The sequence below is a fragment of the Mesorhizobium sp. M0633 genome (genome assembly GCF_040320645.1).
GTDB lineage: Bacteria > Pseudomonadota > Alphaproteobacteria > Rhizobiales > Rhizobiaceae > Mesorhizobium.
In genome coordinates, this window is the sequence record NZ_JAMYQC010000008.1 from 33,142 (window position 1) to 51,895 (window position 18,754).

19 protein-coding genes and 1 pseudogene are annotated in these 18,754 nt (G+C 63.6%); 10 read left to right on the forward strand and 10 right to left on the reverse strand.

What is annotated here, in order from left to right:
• Positions 1-429, reverse strand: coding sequence for a CBS domain-containing protein (locus NKI47_RS10510; RefSeq protein ID WP_023677862.1), 429 nt, complete (start codon positions 427-429; stop codon positions 1-3).
• A gap of 298 nt (positions 430-727) precedes the next feature.
• Between NKI47_RS10510 and NKI47_RS10515 the strand changes: the two genes are divergently transcribed.
• From NKI47_RS10515 to NKI47_RS10550, 8 genes are all read left to right on the forward strand, one after another.
• A complete protein-coding gene (locus tag NKI47_RS10515) occupies positions 728-1,462 on the forward strand; it encodes a phosphoribosyltransferase (RefSeq protein ID WP_023677861.1) in 735 nt (244 codons plus the stop codon).
• Positions 1,463-1,473: 11 nt separating this feature from the next.
• A complete protein-coding gene (locus NKI47_RS10520; protein ID WP_352589787.1) occupies positions 1,474-2,208 on the forward strand; it encodes a dienelactone hydrolase family protein in 735 nt (244 codons plus the stop codon).
• 66 nt (positions 2,209-2,274) lie between these two features.
• Positions 2,275-2,775 (forward strand): DUF6496 domain-containing protein, encoded by a 501-nt coding sequence (locus NKI47_RS10525; RefSeq protein WP_023678569.1) that lies wholly within the window; start codon positions 2,275-2,277, stop codon positions 2,773-2,775.
• 340 nt (positions 2,776-3,115) lie between these two features.
• Complete coding sequence (locus tag NKI47_RS10530) at positions 3,116-4,039, forward strand: arginase family protein (RefSeq protein WP_352589790.1); 924 nt, start codon at positions 3,116-3,118, stop codon at positions 4,037-4,039.
• A 190-nt stretch (positions 4,040-4,229) separates the two neighbouring features.
• A complete protein-coding gene (locus tag NKI47_RS10535; RefSeq protein WP_352589793.1) occupies positions 4,230-6,761 on the forward strand; it encodes an NAD-dependent epimerase/dehydratase family protein in 2,532 nt (843 codons plus the stop codon).
• 181 nt (positions 6,762-6,942) lie between these two features.
• Positions 6,943-7,971: an ABC transporter substrate-binding protein gene (locus tag NKI47_RS10540; RefSeq protein WP_023678566.1), complete on the forward strand. Its 1,029-nt coding sequence runs from the start codon at positions 6,943-6,945 to the stop codon at positions 7,969-7,971.
• Positions 7,972-7,974: 3 nt separating this feature from the next.
• Entirely contained in the window at positions 7,975-10,263 is a 2,289-nt protein-coding gene (locus tag NKI47_RS10545; RefSeq protein ID WP_352574854.1) for an ABC transporter permease, read from the forward strand.
• The gene (locus NKI47_RS10550) at positions 10,263-11,339 is read left to right on the forward strand and encodes an ABC transporter ATP-binding protein (RefSeq protein ID WP_352589796.1); all 1,077 of its coding nucleotides are present in this window, start codon (positions 10,263-10,265) and stop codon (positions 11,337-11,339) included. Before NKI47_RS10545 ends, NKI47_RS10550 begins: the two co-directional genes overlap by 1 nt.
• Here NKI47_RS10550 and NKI47_RS10555 read toward each other — a convergent pair.
• The 5 genes and pseudogenes from NKI47_RS10555 to betI all read right to left on the reverse strand — a co-directional run bounded on the left by NKI47_RS10555 (position 11,329) and on the right by betI (position 14,889).
• Positions 11,329-12,123, reverse strand: a complete 795-nt coding sequence (locus tag NKI47_RS10555) for an inositol monophosphatase family protein (protein ID WP_352570624.1) — start codon at positions 12,121-12,123, stop codon at positions 11,329-11,331. The genes NKI47_RS10550 and NKI47_RS10555 overlap by 11 nt on opposite strands.
• Before the next feature lie 155 nt (positions 12,124-12,278).
• Positions 12,279-12,425, reverse strand: a complete 147-nt coding sequence (locus NKI47_RS10560) for an SDR family oxidoreductase (protein WP_502896713.1) — start codon at positions 12,423-12,425, stop codon at positions 12,279-12,281.
• A gap of 166 nt (positions 12,426-12,591) precedes the next feature.
• Positions 12,592-12,774 (reverse strand): annotated as a pseudogene (locus tag NKI47_RS10565) (aspartate aminotransferase family protein); the annotation flags it as partial.
• A 20-nt stretch (positions 12,775-12,794) separates the two neighbouring features.
• Entirely contained in the window at positions 12,795-14,096 is a 1,302-nt protein-coding gene (locus tag NKI47_RS10570; RefSeq protein WP_352589800.1) for a flavin monoamine oxidase family protein, read from the reverse strand.
• A gap of 76 nt (positions 14,097-14,172) precedes the next feature.
• Positions 14,173-14,889: a transcriptional regulator BetI gene (betI, locus tag NKI47_RS10575; protein WP_352891294.1), complete on the reverse strand. Its 717-nt coding sequence runs from the start codon at positions 14,887-14,889 to the stop codon at positions 14,173-14,175.
• Between the two features lie 113 nt (positions 14,890-15,002).
• Here betI and NKI47_RS10580 point away from each other — a divergent pair, with 113 nt between their 5' ends.
• Together NKI47_RS10580 and NKI47_RS10585 are read left to right on the forward strand one after the other, a co-directional pair.
• Positions 15,003-15,218: a hypothetical protein gene (locus NKI47_RS10580; RefSeq protein WP_352574940.1), complete on the forward strand. Its 216-nt coding sequence runs from the start codon at positions 15,003-15,005 to the stop codon at positions 15,216-15,218.
• Between the two features lie 2 nt (positions 15,219-15,220).
• Positions 15,221-15,481: a hypothetical protein gene (locus NKI47_RS10585; protein ID WP_023678557.1), complete on the forward strand. Its 261-nt coding sequence runs from the start codon at positions 15,221-15,223 to the stop codon at positions 15,479-15,481.
• A 42-nt stretch (positions 15,482-15,523) separates the two neighbouring features.
• Here the strand turns inward: NKI47_RS10585 and NKI47_RS10590 are convergent, their stop codons facing one another.
• From NKI47_RS10590 to NKI47_RS10605, 4 genes are all read right to left on the reverse strand, one after another.
• Entirely contained in the window at positions 15,524-16,582 is a 1,059-nt protein-coding gene (locus NKI47_RS10590; protein ID WP_023678556.1) for a dipeptidase, read from the reverse strand.
• Between the two features lie 185 nt (positions 16,583-16,767).
• A complete protein-coding gene (locus tag NKI47_RS10595) occupies positions 16,768-17,067 on the reverse strand; it encodes a GNAT family N-acetyltransferase (protein ID WP_023678555.1) in 300 nt (99 codons plus the stop codon).
• On the reverse strand, positions 17,060-17,695 hold the full coding sequence (locus NKI47_RS10600) for an alpha/beta hydrolase (RefSeq protein WP_023678554.1): 636 nt from the start codon (positions 17,693-17,695) through the stop codon (positions 17,060-17,062). Before NKI47_RS10600 ends, NKI47_RS10595 begins: the two co-directional genes overlap by 8 nt.
• Before the next feature lie 10 nt (positions 17,696-17,705).
• Positions 17,706-18,638, reverse strand: a complete 933-nt coding sequence (locus NKI47_RS10605) for a VOC family protein (protein ID WP_352589803.1) — start codon at positions 18,636-18,638, stop codon at positions 17,706-17,708.
• Positions 18,639-18,754: the final 116 nt, after the last annotated feature.

An 18,754-nucleotide genomic window follows, 5' to 3' on the forward strand; every position in this document is an offset into this window, starting at 1 on the left:
CTACCGCCGGGGATCGTCCGTTGCCTCGGAAACGCCTTCGAGAGCGATCTTGGCGGCTTCCTCATCGGTCCGCCCGAGGTCGGCCAGGGCAATGACGCCGACGAGGCGCTTGTCGTGATTGATCACCGGAAGACGACGCACCTGATGCTTGGCCATGATCTTCGCCGCATCGGTGATATCGGCGTCATCGAAGCACCAATAGACATGCTCGGACATGACCTCGCGAACGGTCGTGTTGCCGGCTGAGCGCTCCTCGGCGACGCCGCGCATCACGATGTCGCGGTCTGTCACCATGCCGACCAGCCTGTCATTCTCGCCGACCGGAAGGGCGCCGAGATTGTCGGCCCGCATTTTCCGGGCGGCATCCCTGATTGTCGTGTTCGGGCCGACCAGTTCGGTCCGACGGCTCATGATCTCCTGAACTTGCATGGGATATTCCTTTCCCTGATTGCTGAGGCAACAAGTCGCCAGACGGGCCTGTTGCCACGCATCGCTAGATTGCCAGCTGGCCGGACGAGGCATGTACGGATCACTATCTTCGATCTTCCCGATCCGCGCTGAGGCGCGTGCCGGTGCCGGCACCTCGCGATCGAAACTATTCTTGGAACGTCCAGGCAGCGAGCGAGTTCCAAAATGGTACCGGTGCCGCAGCCATCCCACGGAATGTGGCCGCAGGCTGGTGAAAAAAACATCCACCGGGAAAACAGATGCACGCGGATTGAAGGTCATGGCTATCATCTTTTCAGATCGCCGCGAGGCCGGGCGGCAACTCGCCGGGGAACTCGTTCGCTTTGCCGGCCGCGACGATGTGATCGTATTGGCGCTGCCCCGAGGCGGCGTGCCGGTCGGCTACGAGGTCGCGCAGGCACTCAAGGCACCGCTCGACGTCTTCGTCGTGCGCAAGCTCGGCGTCCCCGGTCACGAGGAACTGGCCATGGGGGCGATCGCGCCCTCAGGTGTACGTGTCCTGAACGACGAAATCGTCAACGGTCTCGCGATCCCGCCACATGTCATCGACGCGGTCGCTGCAAAGGAGGAAAAAGAGCTTCTGCGCCGCGAGCACCTCTATAGGGACGGGCGACCCCCACCGCAGTTGAATGGACGAACCATTATCCTCGTGGATGACGGGCTTGCGACCGGATCGACCATGCGGGCCGGGATCAAGGCGCTGCGAAAAAACCACGCCGCCCATATTGTCGCGGCCGTTCCCGTCGGTAGCCCCGACACTTGCGACGCGATGCGGGCGGACGCCGACGAGGTCGTTTGCGCGACGACACCAGAGCCGTTGCTGGGTGTCGGGCGCTGGTACGTGGATTTCTCGCAGACGAGCGATGAAGAGGTCCGCGCGCTCCTCGCCAGGTCCGTGCCCAAGCCTGCGGCTTCCCACAAGCCTGCCGCTTCCGAAGAGGAATTGGCTGGGCGCGCGAGCGCGGGTCCGGCGCCTGGCACCAGATCGACATAGCGGAGGTGGATATGGACCGGGATAGCGAGCACGTCGTGCATGTTCCCGCGGGGCTTGTCACGCTTGAGGGCAATCTTTCGTTGCCCCCGGATGCTCGCGGCCTTGTGCTCTTCGCCCACGGCAGCGGAAGCAGCCGCCACAGCCCGCGCAACCGCCACGTGGCCGAAAGGCTGAACGAGGCGAACCTCGCCACCTTCCTCATCGACCTGTTGACGGCCGAAGAGGAGCGGATCGACCAGGTCACGGCCGAGTTGCGCTTCAATATCGGACTGCTCGCCGACCGGCTGGTCGGCGTCACGGATTGGCTCGGCGCCTCGCCGGACACGTCGGGGTTGCGTCTTGGCTATTTCGGCGCGAGCACGGGCGCCGGTGCCGCCCTGGTGGCGGCGGCCGAGCGGCCCGACCAGGCCGCGGCCGTAGTTTCGCGTGGTGGCCGGCCCGATCTTGCAGCGCACGCCCTGCCGCGCGTCCGGGCGCCGACCTTGCTCGTCGTCGGAGGCGCGGACACGCAAGTGATCGCACTCAACCGCTCGGCGCTGGCGGCGCTCCGCAAGCGAGAAGGAGCTCGCCATCGTCCCTGGCGCGACACATCTGTTCGAGGAGCCTGGCGCCCTGGACGAAGTCGCGGGTCTGGCGAGCCGATGGTTCTTGCGCCATCTGGTTTCGGACAGATCGGCGTCAACGTCCTGACGGCTGGGGCTTGGATCACCAGTGCCGGGATCATTTGCGTCCTCAACGCGTTATGATCCTCATAAGACCGCGCGCAGCTTCAACCCGAATGGCTGTCGCAACCCGTATGTGGGAGAAAGACAATGCCAGACAAGAAAACCATCGAGAAGGCCCGAAAGGACAAGCGCGAGGGCAAATCGCCGAGCACACAGGCCGGCGAGTTCGTGCACGAGGAGATCGATAAAATCCGCCGCGGCGAGCACGGCGCGCGCTCGACCCAGCAGGCCATCGCCATCGGGCTTTCCGAGGCGAGACGCGCAGGCGTAGACCTGCCCCCGCCCAAAAAGGGCAAGGTGAAGGAGAGCACGCGCAAAAGCGCCGAATACGCCTATGAGGCCGGCCAGGGTGAACGCACGCCGAAACGCCGCCCGCGGGTCTCGAAAGCCGTCTCCAAGGTGCTCGAGCACGAGCCGAAGAGCACGGCGTCGCACGAGGCGCTGGCGCAGCAGGCCAAGCGTGCGGCCTCGCGCCGGACGGCTGAGGAGCGCTCGGCCGCCGCCAAGAAGGCCGCCGAGACGAAAGGCGCCAGCGGAAGGAAGGCGGCGGCGCAGAAGGCCGCCAGAACGCGCGCACACCACGCATAATCCAAAGACGGCAGTTCGCCTCCTGGAAATCCGATATGGCCCAAACGACCGGTATCGAGCTCTGCCCCGGCAGCGCGGGACAACGCCGCTGCCCAAGGCGAACCAGAGCCTGCATCTGCGGGACAACATCGACTTCGAAATCACCGCTGACGACACGGTGGCGCTGAACGAGCAATACTCGTCGCTCGCGATGCTGCCTGACGCGTGACACCGACCGGAGGTACTCGGCGGCAAGGGCAGCGGGAGACCGGTCAGGAAAGCGCAGCCTGTTTCTTGAGCATGATGCGTATCGCCCATAACGCGGAGAACTCTGATCATTACCTCAGCTGCCAGCACGACAATGCCGCGAGCCACCACTCAGACGAGACACATCGCTTTGCTCGGCGCGCCCTCTAATCTTGGGCTGATGCCGCAGGAGGGTGGGCCGGAGCCCGGCGTGTGGAAGGCGCCGGAGGCACTTCAATCGCTTGGTCTCGCCGACCGTTTGGGCGCCGGTCCGTTGCGCTCGGTTCGGGCTCCGCTTTATCGGCCTGAGGTGGATCCTGCGACGGGCGTGCGCAATGCCCAGGCCCTGCGCCAGTATTCCAAGACGCTTGCCGAAGCGGTCGACGAGGAGCTGAACTCGGGAGGGTTCCTGCTCATGCTCGGCGGCGATTGCAGTGTGTTGCTTGGCCCTGCGCTCGCGCTACGGCGTCGTGGCCGCTACGGCCTTATCTTCTTCGATGGGCACACCGATTTCAAATTGCCGGATACCTCGCCGTCAAAGGGAGCCGCGGGCATGGATTTGGCCTTCGTGACCGGCCATGGCCCGACGCTCCTGACCGATTTCGGCGAGCACACTCCTTTGGTCCGTGAGGCCGACGTAGTCGCGTTTGGCTATCGCGATGTGCAGGACCCCGCGACTTACACGTCCAAGGCCGTCTTCGACACCGATGTTCACCGGATGGATTTGGCTGAAGTGCGGCGGCGCGGCTTCGCCGATGCGGCACGCATAGCGCTTGACGCGGTCGCAGGGCAGGACGTCGAGGGTGTATTCGTTCACTTCGATGTCGACGTGCTGGACAGCGAGATCATGTCGGCTGTCGATTCGCCGGAGGCCGGCGGTGTCTTGCCCGACGAAGCTGTCGAAGCCCTTCGCACATGGTGCAACGATCCACGCGTGATTGGGATGGAGGTGACGATCTATGATCCCGACCGCGATCCGGATCGTCGCTGCGGCAAGCTGCTGATCGACATTCTGGTCGCTTCCCTTCGCGGCCGGTAGACCAATGGGAGTCCTGCACTTGTGCACGAACGCAATCCGCCGGCACGAATGGCCGTCGGTCTGACGGATCGCCGCGCGCACCCATTCTGTGGTGCTACCTCATCGGGAACCGTTCTCAACGAACATGGTTCCGAGTGTGCGACCGAAGCATTCGGCCTCTTCTACCCGGCTATCGCCAAGGAGATTCGCCATGACCGGCAAAACCCGTCCCACCGTCCTGATCACAGGCAGCAGCGGGTTTCTGGGCCAAGCCATCGCTCGCGGCTTGATGGAGCGCTACGACATCATCGGCCTTGATGTTGCCAGACGATCCTTGCCCGGCGTCGAGACGATCGAGATCGACCTTACCTCGGACGCGAGCGTGGCGAAGGCACTGGCCGAGGTGCGCGAGCGGAGCGGCGGCCGCGTTGCCTCGGTGATCCATCTTGCGGCCTATTACGACACGACCGGCGAGGATAATCCGAAATACGGCGCGGTGACCGTCGAGGGAACGCGCCGGCTGCTGAACGCGCTGAGAGGGCTCGAGACGGAGCAGTTCGTGTTTTCGAGCACGTTGTTGGTGCATGCGCCGAGCCCGGCAAAGGGCGCCAGGATCGACGAAGAGTCTCCGATCGATCCGGCCTGGGCCTATCCGAGATCGAAGGCTGAGACCGAGACGCTGATCCTGAAAGAGCACGGCAACGTCAAGGTTGCGATCCTGCGACTGGCGGGCGTCTATGACGAGGATTGTCACGCGGCCTTCATCGCCCAGCAGATCGCCCGCATTTTCGAGCGCATGCCGACCGCCTATCTTTTCACCGGCGACATCACCACCGGCCAGCCCTACCTGCATCTGGACGATCTCGTCGACGCCGTGGTGCGCACCGTCGACCGGCGCAGCGCGCTTCCCGACGAGACCGTACTGCTGATCGGCGAAGAAGAGACGCCGTCCTACGACGAGATGCAGAAGCAGATCGGGCAGCTCCTGCACGGCGAGACCTGGCGGACCCTGTCCCTGCCGAAAGAGGTGACGAAGCTCGGCGCCTGGATGCAGGAGAAGGTTTTCGACCAGGAGACCGACATCAAGCCATGGATGATCGAGAACGCCGACGATCACTACGAGATCGACATCTCCCGCGCCAGGCGCCTGCTTGGCTGGAAGCCGCGGCACAGCCTGACCGCTACATTGCCGGAAATGATCCGGCGGCTGAAGGCGGATCCTACCGACTGGTACAAGAAGAACAAGCTTGAACCGTCGGCGGTCGCCGCTTCCGCGCCCGAGCTCGACCAGGCCGCCGAACGGCTGCAGCGCCCGCTCGAGCGCTCGGACGACGAGGTCGAGGCCGAAACCGAACGCCACCGGGCCGCAACGCTCTGGGCGCCGCTGACCAACGTTGCGGTCGGGCTGTGGCTCGTGGCGTCGCCCTTCACGCTCGGCCTGTTCGATCCCGCTTCAGCACCGATTCCGCCGGCGCTCGGACATGAGATCGCCTCGCCGGAGACGCGCGACGGCAGGCTCGGCATCAGTGAGATTGTATCCGGCCTCGCCATCCTGTCGCTGGCGCTTGTCGGCATGCGCCGGCGCTGGCACGGGCTGCAATGGCTCACCGCCTCGATCGGGGTTTGGGTGATGTTCGCGCCGCTGCTGTTCTGGACCACCAGCGCCGGAGCCTACGCGACCGACACGTTGGCCGGCATGCTGATCGTCGCGTTCGCGGTGATGATCCCGCCGACGCCGGGTATCAGCCGGCGTGCCCTTGCCGCCGATGACGACCGCCCGCTCGGCTGGAGCTATTCGCCCTCCCTCTTCACCCAGCGCATTCCCATAATCGGCCTCGCCTTTGTCGGCCTGTTCGTCTCGCGTTATCTCGCCGCCTATCAGCTTGGCCATATCGATGGCCTTTGGGAACCGTTCTTCGGCCCGGGCGAAACGCCGGCCGGCAATGGCAGCGAGGCGGTGGTCACCTCCTGGGTATCCAAGGGCTTTCCGATCGCCGATGCCGGGCTGGGCGCCTTCGCCTATGCGCTGGATATCCTCGCCGGCGCGATCGGCGACCGCCGCCGCTGGCGCACCATGCCATGGATGGTGCTTTTGTTCGGCTTGCTGGTCGTCCCGCTCGGCGTGGTCAGCGTCGGCTTCATCATCATCCAGCCACCGCTCATCGGGGCGCTGTGCACGCTCTGCATCGTCCAGGCTGCCGTCACCGTCGTGCTCATCCCCTATTCGGTCGACGAGGTGCTGGCGAGCTGCCAGTATCTTTGGCGTGCCAAACAGGCGGGAGAGCCGTTCTGGCGCACATTCTGGTGCGGAGGAGCGGCACTTTCGGAAGACCAGACGCCGACGCCCGACCTCGACCGGCCGCTGTCGGCAGTGGCGCTGGACTTCGTCACCGGCGGTGTGAACTTCCCGTGGACCCTTGTCGCCAGCACGCTCGCCGGCGCCCTGCTGATGATCACGCCGCTCAGCTTCGGCACAAGCCCGCCGCTCTACTTCAGCGACCATGTCATCGGCTGCCTGGTCATCATGGTAGCCGTTACCGCGATGGCCGAGGTGGCGCGCGCCGTCCGCTTTCTGAACATCGCGCTTGGAGCCTGGATTGCCCTCTCTCCGTTCATCCTCGCCGGCGGTGCGGCCGCGAGCCTCGCCAATCTGGCGATCGGAGCCCTCCTGGTCGGGCTCAGCCTGCCGCGCGGCACGCGCAGCGCTGCGCATTATGGCGGCTGGGACCGGGCCATCGTCTGAGGATGTTCAGCAGCGCTGGACGATCGGCCAGGTGACTGCAAAGATTGATCCGCATCAACCTGTCGAACATATCGAGCGGGAAGTCGGCGAAAGGCGCAAAGGCGGCCGTACCCTTCCAACTTGAATTTTCCGCGTATCTGGGTTTCATAAGTCGGCAAATAACTTAGGGAGGAATTTCAACATGATAAAAAGGGCAATTCTCGGCGCCGGCATCCTCGCCGCCGGTATGTGGGCCGCGTCGTCATCGGCGTCCGCCGAAAGCCTGACCATGTATTGCGGCGTTGACGAGGTCTGGTGCCAGCAGACGGCGCGGGCGTTCGAGGAGAAGACCGGCATCACCGTCAATATGACCCGCAAGAGCGCTGGCGAAATCTATGCGCAATTGCGCGCCGAGGCCGCCAACCCAAAGGCAGACATCTGGTGGGGCGGCACCGGCGATCCGCATCTGCAGGCATCCGAGGAGGGCCTGACAGTGGAATACAAATCGCCGCTGCTCAACCAGTTGCAGCCCTGGGCGATCAAGCAGGCGGAAACGTCCGGCTACCGCACGGTCGGCATCTATTCGGGTGCGCTGGGCTTCGGCTACAACAAGGATTTGCTGGCCAAGAACAATCTGCCCGAACCGAAATGCTGGGCCGATCTGATCAAGCCCGAATACAAGGGGCACATCCAGGTCGCCAACCCCAATTCTTCGGGGACCGCATACAATATGCTGGCGACCATCGTTCAGCTGTTTGGTGAGGACAAGGGTTTCGAATACATGAAAGCCCTGCACAAGAACGTCAACCAGTACACCAAGTCGGGTTCGGCGCCGATCAAGGCCGCCGGTCTCGGCGAGACCACCATCGGCATCGTCTTCATCCACGACGCCGTGTCGCAGGTCGTCGCAGGTTTCCCGATCGTTCCGGTCACCCCTTGCGAGGGAACCGGCTACGAGATCGGCTCGGAATCGATCATCAAGGGGGCGCGGAACCTGGAGGCTGCGAAAAAATTCTACGACTGGGCGCTCGAGGCCGACGTCCAGTCCATGGCGCAAAAGGCGGGGTCGTTCCAGGTTCCGTCGAACAAGGCGGCAAAAACCTCCGACAAGGCGCCCGACCTCTCCACCATCAAGCTGATCGACTACGACTTCAAGAAGTACGGCTCGAGCGAAGAGCGGAAGCGGCTGCTGAAAAAATGGGACGAGGAGGTCGCATCGCTGCCGCAATAGCAGATGCGCTTCCGCGAAACCCGCTGGCCGATTGAACCGGTCGCCGTCCTTTGGATGGCGGTCGGATGGCTGGGGTTTGCCGTGCTGCCCTGGTACGGCATCGAGGACGGGTTCTTCGGCTTTTCCTGGCTGTTCGACGGTTACCCGTCCGACAGCGAATTCGCGCCGGCACTGGTTCTGGCCCTCAAGGGCGAGAAACTGTGGCTGGCGCCGCTCGGCCTGCTGCTGGTGGTGCCGCTGCTTCTGTGGGGCCGCACCAAATCCGATCCGGTTTTCAGCCGGCTGCTGATCATTGTCGGCGCCGCCGGATTTGGCTGGCTGTTGTTCCAGGGCTTCGCCATCGGGCTGCGCGGTTGGCAGTTCGGCTGGCTCACCAGCCTGTTCGGCGAACTTGGCGACCGCCAATTCGGCATGGGCTACGGCGCCTTGCTGGTCAGCGGTGCCTTTCTGTTCCTTTTCACCCTGGGTGTTGCCGCGCGCGGCGCCGTCTCTGGCGACGTCTTCGTCGTCGGCTCGATCGGCTTTGTCGTCGCCATGGTTGCCATTTTCATCTTCATGCCGATCCTGATGATGCTGGCCAATGCCATGCAGACCGACGACGGCGGCTACTCGCCTGTCGCGTTCCTGGCCAAGCTGTTCAGTTCGCGGCTGTGGAGCCTGGCTTGTCTTGCCGGCGGCAGCCGCTGCGGCGTGGCCTGGAATTCGCTGCTGCTGGCCGTGCTCGTCGGCCTGCTGACCATGTTTCTGGGGCTGGTGTTCGCGCTGGTCGTGACCCGTACCGGTTTCCGCCACGGCAAGCTGCTCCGCGCCCTGACCGTGTTGCCGATCATCACGCCGGCTTTCGTCATCGGCCTTGCCATCATCTTGTTGTTCGGACTGTCAGGGGCAGTGACGCAGAGCGTGGCCGGTCTCTTCGGTTTCCAGCCGACACGCTGGGTATATGGACTTCCCGGCCTGCTCATTGCCCAGGTTCTCGCCTTCACGCCGATCGCCTTCCTGGTGCTGATGGGCGTCGTCGAAGGCGTCAGCCCGTCCATGGAAGAGGCCTCCCAGACGCTCCGAGCCAGCCGCTGGCAGACCTTTTGGACCGTATCCCTGCCGCTGATGCGGCCGGGCCTTGCCAACGCCTTTCTGCTCGGCTTCATCGAGAGCATGGCCGATTTCGGCAATCCGCTGGTGCTGAGCGGCAATTACGACGTGCTGTCGACAGAAATCTTCTTTGCCATTGTCGGCGCGCAGAACGATGCGGCACTTGCCGCGATCCTGGCGCTGGTGCTGCTGGCCTTCACGCTCGGCGCCTTTTATGCGCAGCGCTTCTGGATCGGCAGGCGCTCTTACACCACCGTCACCGGCAAGGGCGACGCCGGCGTCCATCCGCGCTTGCCTGCCGGGCTGACATACGCGCTCTATGTCATCGCCGGACTGTGGACGGCATTCACCGTACTGGTCTACACGGTGATCTTCTATGGCAGCTTCGTCAAGCTGTGGGGGGTCGACCAGAGCCTGACACTGGAGCACTACCGGAAGGCGTTCTCCGTCGGCTGGAACGAATTCGGCATCCACTGGTCGGGCTCGGCATGGAGCTCCTTCTGGACGACCATGGAGATCGCGCTGATATCGGCGCCTCTGACGGCCGGGATCGGGCTTCTGACCGCCTATCTTCTGGTCCGCCAGAATTTCCGCGGCAAGAACGCCTTCGAATTTGCGACCATGCTCTCGTTCGCGATTCCGGGAACCGTCATCGGCGTCAGCTACATTATTGCCTTCAACGTGCCGCCGATCGAGCTGACCGGGACCGGCATCATCCTCGTACTGTCGTTCATCTTCCGCAACATGCCGGTGGGCGTGCGCGCCGGCGTCGCCTCGATGTCGCAGATCGACCGTAGCCTGGATGAATCCTCACTGACGCTTGGCGCCAACTCGTGGCAGACCTTCAGGCGCGTCATCCTGCCTTTGCTGAGATCGGCAATGCTGGCGGCGCTCGTCTATTCCTTCGTGCGCGCCATGACCGCGATCAGCGCCGTCATCTTTCTGGTCAGCGCGCGCTACGATCTCTCGACCAGCTACATCGTTGGACGTGTCGAGAACAATGAATACGGCATCGCCATCGCCTATTCGACGGTGCTGATCGTCGTCATGCTGATGGTAATTGGCTTGATGCAGCTGCTTGTCGGCAGCCGCAATATCGGCCGGCGCGGCATCCAGCAGGGCGACGGCGGCTGGAGCGTGCGCACCAATGTCAGCCTGCCCGGAACGGCCGGCGGCCCGACCACAATAGCAGGAGCCGGGTGATGGCCGAAATTCGCAGCAACGCCGCCTCGGTAACCTTCGACCATGTCACCAAGACATATCCGGGCGCCAGCATGCCGGCGGTCGACGACATCTCGCTTGCGATCGAAGCCGGCAAGCTGGTGACGCTTCTCGGGCCCTCCGGCTGCGGCAAGACGACGACGCTGCGCATGATCGCCGGCCTTGAAATGCCGTCCAGCGGCCGCATTCTGATAGGCGGCAAAGATGTCACCCGCCTGCCCGCCACCGACCGCGACGTGTCCATGGTTTTCCAGTCCTATGCACTGTTTCCGCACATGACGGTGATGGAAAACGTCTCCTATGGCTTGCGCTTCTCCGGCCATGACAAGAAGGAGGCTGCGTCTCGGGCCCGTGCCGGGCTGGAATTGGTCGGCCTGACCGGTTTCGAGGCGCGTCTGCCAAGCGAGCTGTCGGGTGGCCAGCAGCAGCGCGTGGCGGTGGCGCGCGCGCTGGTGCTCGAACCGCAAGTGCTGCTGTTCGACGAGCCGCTGTCAAATCTCGACGCCAAGCTGCGCCGGCACGTGCGCGAGGAAATCAGGGAAATCCAGATCAAGCTTGGGCTGACGGTGGTCTATGTCACACACGACCAGGAAGAGGCGCTGGCGGTTTCGGATCGTATCATCGTCATGAACAAAGCGGTGATCGCACAGGACGGCACGCCACGCGAACTCTACGACGCACCGGCCAACGCTTTCGTCGCCGACTTCATCGGCGAAGCCAATATCCTCGATTGCGAGGTGGTTTCGGTAGAAGGTGATGAAGCTGCCGTCCGGCTGGGTTCGCTGGCCTTGAAACTGCCGGCGCGAGGCCAGCTGGTCGGCCCGGCGAAGCTGGCCGTCCGTCCGAGCCGCATCGAGATCGGCCCTGCCGGTGCACCACGGACGATCGCGGGCAGGCTGGAAAAGGTCACCTATATCGGTAGCCATCTCGAGCTTGTCATCGCCACGCCGCACGGCCAGGTGTTTGCAATATCGCACAACATCGATGCGCCGTTTCAGGCAGGCGACAGCGTCGGCATCGGCTTTCCGGAGCGCGGACCGGTTCTGATCAAAGCTTGAAGGATTGCACGCAGAGCTGGCGGACCTGGGCGAACACACCGCTGCCGGCGCAAATCACCAGCGCGCCGTTTTCCAGAACCGTCTTTGGGTCGGGCTTGACGATCGTGCCGCCGGCTTCTTCCACCAGCAGCATGCCTGCCAGGCAGTCCCAGGCGTTCATATGCTCTTCGACATAGCCGAGCAGCCTGCCGGCGGCCGCATAGGCGAGCATCAACGCGCCGGATGCGTTACGGAAAAACACGCCGCCTTTTGAAAACAGCAAGCCGATGAGCGTTGCGACGTTTTGCATTTCGGCGCGGTTGGAAAAGCCGGTGCCCAACGAGCCGTCGGTCAGGCTGGTGGCCGCGCTTGCCCTGATCGGCTTGCCGTTGAGAAAAGCGCCGCCGCCCTTGCGGCAATGGAACGTTTCGCCGGTAGAGGGCTCGTGGATGACACCCACGACAGTGTCGCCGTCCTTGGCGCAGGCGATGACCACGCACCAGGCCGGGATGCCCCGCACGAAGTTCGCGGTGCCGTCGATCGGATCTATCACCCAGACATGCCCGCTCGATCCGGTGACCGAGGCATGCTCCTCGCCGACAATTCCATCGGTCGGGTAGGCGGCTTTCATTGCCGCACGGATGAACAGCTCGACCTCGCGGTCAGCCTGCGAGACCATGTCCTGATGACCTTTGCTCTCGATGGCGAGGCTGTCGAGGTCGCGAAAATACTTCAGGCCGAGCGCGCCGGCGCGCCGCGCGAGATCGATGGCGAACTGTTCGCGCGTTGCTGTGTCGGGTGTCATGATATCCTTGGGATGGCGAATGTGATCTGAGGAAAATACCCCAGCCAGAGAAGCTTAGCGGTGAAGATAAGAGTGTGCAAATGACGAGCCCTGCCTTTTGCGGGGCGGGCCCGAGGCCGACCGATCTTCCATGCGCCCGACAGCGACAGTCACGCTCATACGGGTCCGGTCATGTCGCCGTCGACATAGATCATCTGGCCGGTCATGAAGCTCGACGCGTCGGAAACCAGGAAGATCGCGGCACCGCCCAGTTCATCGACCTCGCCCACGTTGCCAGCGGCCGACCAATGCCGCGGCTCAATCCGGAAATTAAGGCGGTTTTACCGGCGAGGCCGAACAGGCCCGATAGGTCATCAATGCTTTGTTTCCCCAGAGATGCGGCCAGAGACAGGCGATCGAGGCCCCTGCCGGACATCGTAGGCGCGGACGATCGTTGTCAGCAATGGCGAGATTGCCGGCGATAAACGCCTATCCCCGCCAGGCACCTTCGCGGCGCAGATCGTCCATCGTGCGCGAAATGCCTTCGCGCAGGATCGACACCATGTCGTCGATCTGGTCGCGCGTGATGATCAATGGCGGCGACATCACGCGCATGTTGATCAGTGGCCGGACCAGCAGGCCGAGCTCGTGGCAATGCGCGTCGATGCGCTCGGCACCTTGATCCGCCTCGCTTATGACCCCGAGGCTCTGCTGGCGATGGCAGACTGAATAATTCTTAGCGCAGCAATGCGGCCGGCGACGATGGCGCCCTCGACGTAGCCCGGAAATGATGGCGACAGCTCCGACGAGGCGAAATGGATCCGCGACGCGCCGGCGCGGATAATGCGTTCGGCATCGGTTGCCGTCGCATCGACGATCAGATCACTGTAACCGCCGCCGCTCCAGCGATCCCCAGTCCAGTCGCGATAACTGAGATCGATGATGCCGGCCGCCTCGATACCGAGCGCCTCTTCCAGCTTTGACGTCACCTTTGCGCGCAACGCCGCGTCGTCCAGATCCCGCCAGCGCTGCGCCAGCGGCCCGCCGATGAAGACGACAAGGGCTGCGTGATCCTCGTCCCTGCTGGCATCGCAGGCAAAAAGCCCGTGCGGGTCGCGCCACATCACCATGCCGCTCAAGCCCCTGTCGCGCCAGAAAGCCTTGGGGTAGCGCACCAGCATTTTGATCACCGCGCCGCTTTGCCAGACGCCGAGGGCTCTCTTCAGCACAGCCGGCAGCGGCGGCACGAAATCCACTCTCGAGGCCATCATCGGCGGTACGGCGACCAGTACCGCTCGTGCCTCGATCGCGCCGGCAGGCGAAACGACGCGAACCCCTCCCGGCCCGTGCTCAATGGCCTCGACAGCTGTATTCAGCCGCAGTCGATCGCCGAGATCCCGCGCAAGATCATCCGCTAGCGAATGCATGGTTTCGCCCACGAAATACTGCAGCTCCGACACCTCGTTGGTGATGCGGCGATCATTGTCGATCAAGTACCACAGCGGCAGCCTTTCCATTGCCAGGCACCACAGGCCCTCGATCATCGACCGAAAGGCGGCCTTCGCATCGTCGGGATCGGCCTGGCGATCGAGCCATGCCGCGACCGTCAAGCCGACAATGGTCGGGTCGGTCGGTGCGATCGCATTCATCCGCTCGCGCATTCGCATCGCGGTGCCGTTAGTGCGCCCGGCTTGCGCCTCGCTCATTCGCGGCTGCGTGACGAATTCGCCTGCGACATGGGTCTCGACCAATGTCTTGCCGCGCGCTCGCACCAGCGCCATTAATTCCGGCATGTCTTCGCACAGGAACTGGCCGCCGCTGTCGATCCGCTCGCCGAGCCCGTTCTGCACGGCTTCGACGCGGCCGCCGACACGGTCGCGGGCTTCGAGCAGCACGACATCGATGCCGGCGTGGTTCAATTCACGCGCGGCCGACAGGCCGGTGAAGCCGGCGCCGACGATGGCCACATCGGCTCGTTCAATCTTGAACTTCATTAGCCGGCCTTGCTCTTCTCGAATGTCAGGGGCCGGATCATTGTCTTCATTGCTGGTCCACCCTCTTTTTGATGGTTCACGCCGGCCTGCCACCGCGGGCTGCAGAGTTCGGATAGTGCTTGGGGAATGCCGCAGACAGGAACTCGTTCGCGGCCTGCAGCGCCGTCTCGCGTGTGGCGTCCTCGGTGCCCATCATCAAACGCAGCCACAGACCATCCAGCATGGCGCTGAGCGCCAGCGCCATGACTTGCGGCTCATAGGCATAGAAGCCGCTCTGCTTGAGCGCCGCGCAAAGATCGATGAAGATGTTCTGGTAGACGGCATCGCGTGCGCTGCTCAGCGCCTGATATTTCGGTCGCGATTTGGCCTCGCCCCAGAAGGCACACCAGGCAGCCAGCTTGCGCTTGTTGCAGATCGAGCGGTCGAAATCGGCCGCCACCAATGCCTGCAACTGGCAGGCGGGATCATCGCCGGCCTTTTGCAAGGCGCTGCGCCAATGCGCCGAATACTCGTCATACATGTATTGCAAGGTCGCGACGAGCAGCTTCTCCTTGCTCTCGAAATGGAAATTGACGATGCCGCGAGACAGGCCGGCGCCGTCGGCAACGTCGGCCATCGTCGTCTCCGAATAGCCGCGCTTGGCCAGTGAATCGATCGTCGCTTCGATCAATTGAAGCTGCCTGGTCTCTTTCGACGCCTTGCGGCCGCGCTTATCGGAATCGCTTTTTCGCGCCGGTTCGAGGAGGGCTTCGCGCGCCTCTGTTGTCTTCATCGGGGTGATGGTCTCCAGCATCGCCGGCTAGCCGATCGGCTTCGGCCGCGAAGATCAGTGGGACGGTGTTTGCCACTGTCAAGCACCTTCTGCACGGCTGCCCATATTCGAATGTTCTCGTCGAGATTGCATCCTTGGAGAAAACGACGTCGAAGGCACCGTCGGCGAAAGGCAGCGATCCCGGCGATGCAGACCAGATCAGCGCCGCCGAGCCCGCCTGCAGCGGACCTTGGGTCGAGATCTACGCCAGGCGCGAGCTGCAATATCAAAAGCTGCTGAGGCGTGCCAAACTGGCGCCGCGGCTGGTCATCAAACTCGACCGCCGCACCAGTCCGCCCGCGGATTTCTAAATATGGCCGACGACACCGACAGTCCCGAACTCGACACCGAAGCCGCCGAACAGTGGCAGCTGATCAACACGCCGCTCGGCGAAAAATGGTCGGGCCGCACCCGCTATGCCGCGGCCATGTTCTTCTACAAACGCGGCGAGATGAACGCCGAGACGCTCGAGGTCTACCGCATCTGCGCACGCCTGGATTCGACGGATCCGCTGCCGATCATCCGTGATCGCGGCATTGGCCAGGACTGGCTTAAACGCATGGGTTTCGAATAGTCCGCCCCCAAAACGCGTTCCGGTCAAGCCGGCATCACCCGCTTAGCCGATGGTCCTTTCCAGCATGCCTAGCCAGTTGCGATAGGCGATCTTCTCGATCAGCGCGCGCCCGAAGCCGCGTGCCGCGAATGCGTCGAGCAGTCTTGGCAGGCCGGCAACATCGCCTATCACGGCCGGGATCATGGCGCCGTCGAAATCCGAGCCTAGGCCGACGCCGTCTTCGCCCAGCGCCTGCAGCAGCGAATCGACATGGCGCACCATGACGTCGAGGCCGGTGTCGGCGTTCATCCTGCCGTCCTCGCGCAGGAACCCGGTGGCGAAGTTCAGCCCGACCATGCCGCCGGAGTCGCGGATCGCGCCGAGCTGCCATTCGGTGAGGTTGCGCGAATGGCCGCAGATCGCGTGCACGTTGGAATGGGTCGCGACCAGCGGTGCGTCGCTGATCTCGACGACGTCGCGGAAACCTTTTTCGTTGAGATGCGAAAGATCGATCATGATCTTCAGCTGGTTGCAGGCTTTCACCAGCGCCTTGCCGGCATCGGTCAGCCCCGCCCCTGTATCGGGCGATGACGGGAAACGGAACGGCACGCCGTGGCCGAAGGCATTGGGACGGCTCCAGACGATACCGAGCGAGCGCAGGCCGGCTGCGTGGAGAACGTCGAGCAGGGTGAGCTCAGGGTCGATCGCCTCGACCCCTTCGATATGGAAGACCGCCGCGATCGAGCCTTGCGCCATCGCCTTCCTCACATCGCCGGCGCTGCGGCATACAGTAAGTGCCGAAGCCCGCTCCAGCCTGAACAGGATCGAGGCCATCGCTACGGTGGAGTTGAGCGCATCGGCGCGCGGAATCTCGGGTGGCAAGGGCTCGCTGTCGCTCGGCGCCAGCGGCACCGCGCCGCGTTTGGATTTCTCGACAGGCGGCGGGAAGATCGCGAACATGCCGCCGGCAAACCCGCCTTTCTTCGCGCGCGGCAGGTCGATGTGGCCACCTGGCGTCCCCTCGACGAACAGCTTTTCGACGTCCGCATCCTTCGACTGGTAGAGCCGGAGCAGCGTGTCGTTGTGGCCGTCGAAGACGGGAACGAGATCGGATTCGGTCATGGAGGGCCATTCGGTTGAAGTGGTCGGGCCGCGGACGGCGAGCCGGTTGCTGGCAATACTTAGGCAAGGTTGGCGCTCTGCGCAAATCCCGCATGTTGCCGCTGTGTTTGTACGCCTCCAATGGCCAAAGGGGCACGCGGTAAAGCCGCGCACCCCTTCTCCTGTCATTCATCGAGGGGCTGTGCTTACCGCTTCAGCACGTCCGCCCATTCCGGATGGCGGCGGAATTGGGCATTGGCGAACGGGCAAAGCGGGATGATCGTCTTGCCCGCCGCACGTGCATCCTCGACGGCACGGGTGACCAGGCGAAGCCCCGCGCCCTGGCCGCGAAATGCATCCGGCACTTCGGTATGGTCGATGATGATCTGGTGCTCGCCGATCTTGGTGAAGGTCATCTCAGCCTCGGCGCCGCCCGGCCCACGCAGGAGGTAGCGGCCCTTCGAGCCGCGGTCCTCCATCTCGATCTCGGGCAATAGGTCAGACATGGCTTGCGGTCCTTTCATCCGGCGCAAGGGCGAACAACCGCCGCGCCGCCTCGATCTCGCTCGGCCGCACCTCATGGCCGCCGTCATGCCACTCGACTGTGACATCGGCGCCATCGGCGCGCAAATAGGCTTCAAGCCGCGCCGTCAAATCAGGCGGACAGATCGGGTCCCGCCTGCCGGCGGTGACCAGGATGCGGCTGCCGCCAAGGCTGCCCTTGACCTCCGGCTCGAACGGGATCAGCGGATGCATCAGCACCGTTGCGTCGAACAGCGACGGTTCGGCAAACAGCACCGAGGCCAGGATGTTGGCGCCGTTGGAGTAACCGAGGCCGAGCACCGAAGATGGCCTTGCCGTCTCGACATGTGCCTTGACGAAGCCGGCCATCTTGTCCGTCGCTCGCGTGATGTCGCCCATATCGTAAACGCCCTCGCCGGTCCGGCGGAAGAAGCGTGCGGCGCCTTGTTCCGAGACATCGCCGCGCGGAGCGACGATCGTCGCTTGCGGCGCGAGATCGCGTCCAAGCGACAGAAGCTGGGCCTCGTCGCCGCCGGTGCCATGGAAGACGAAGAGCAGCGGTCCATCAGGCGAACCGGGCAGCACTTTGTGAATATACGAATCCTTGCTCATGACCTTGCCCTCAGTCTTCCAGTTTCTGCAGATGCTGCTCGAGATAGGGCCGCAAATGCTGGTGTTGCGACGGCAGCTTCAGCGCCTCGCCAAGATGGGCGGTATCCTCGTCGCGGTCGAAGCCCGGCTCGTTGGTGGCGACTTCGAACAGCACGCCGCCCGGTGTGCGGAAATAGATCGCCCAGAAATAATCGCGGTCGATCACCGGCGTCACCTCATAACCTGTATCGAGCAGCGCCTTGCGCACTTCGATCTGCTTGGCGCGGTTCTCGACGGCGAAAGCGACATGGTGGACCGAGCCGGCGCCGAGATTGGCGAAGCCGGCCCCTGGCAGCGATTCGATATCGACGACGTCGGCGCCGTTGCCGTTCCTCACCGCCAGCCGCCTGACGTTGCCGGACTTGTCGACCTCCTCATAACCCATGAATTTCAGCAGCTCTTCGGTGGCGCCGCCATCTTTCAGCCTGAGCGACACCGAGTGAAAGCCGCGGATCGCCTCGTCGGTGGGAATGCCACCCTTGGCCCATGGCGCACGGTTGTCCGCTCTGTCCTCGACCAGCGCAAACCCGTCGCCGTCGGGACCGGCGAACGCAAGACGCTTCTCGCCAAACGTCTCCTCGCGGGACAGCCCAGTGACACCTTGCTCGGCAAACCGTTTCTCCCAATAACCGAGCGTGCCTTCGGGCACCGAGTAAGCGGTGGTACCGACTTCGCCGATTCCATGGCGGCCTTTGCCGATGTTCGGGAACGGGAAGTAGGTCATCACCGAGCCGGGCGTGCCGACCTCGTCGCCGTAATAGAGGTGGTAGACATCGGGTGCGTCGAAATTGACGGTTTTCTTGACCCGCCGCAGACCGAGCGTCCCGGTGAAGAATTCATTGTTCTGGCGCGCATCGCTGGCCATCGAGGTGACGTGATGCAGGCCCTTGACTTGGTCGAGCATGTTTCTGCTCCTTTCCTTGTGCCGGTGCGGCCCTTGCCGCTGTCCACGCAAATATGAGCATCCGCCTCCTGGCCGCAAAGGCGGCAAACACAGAATGGACTGTGCTGTTAAAGTGA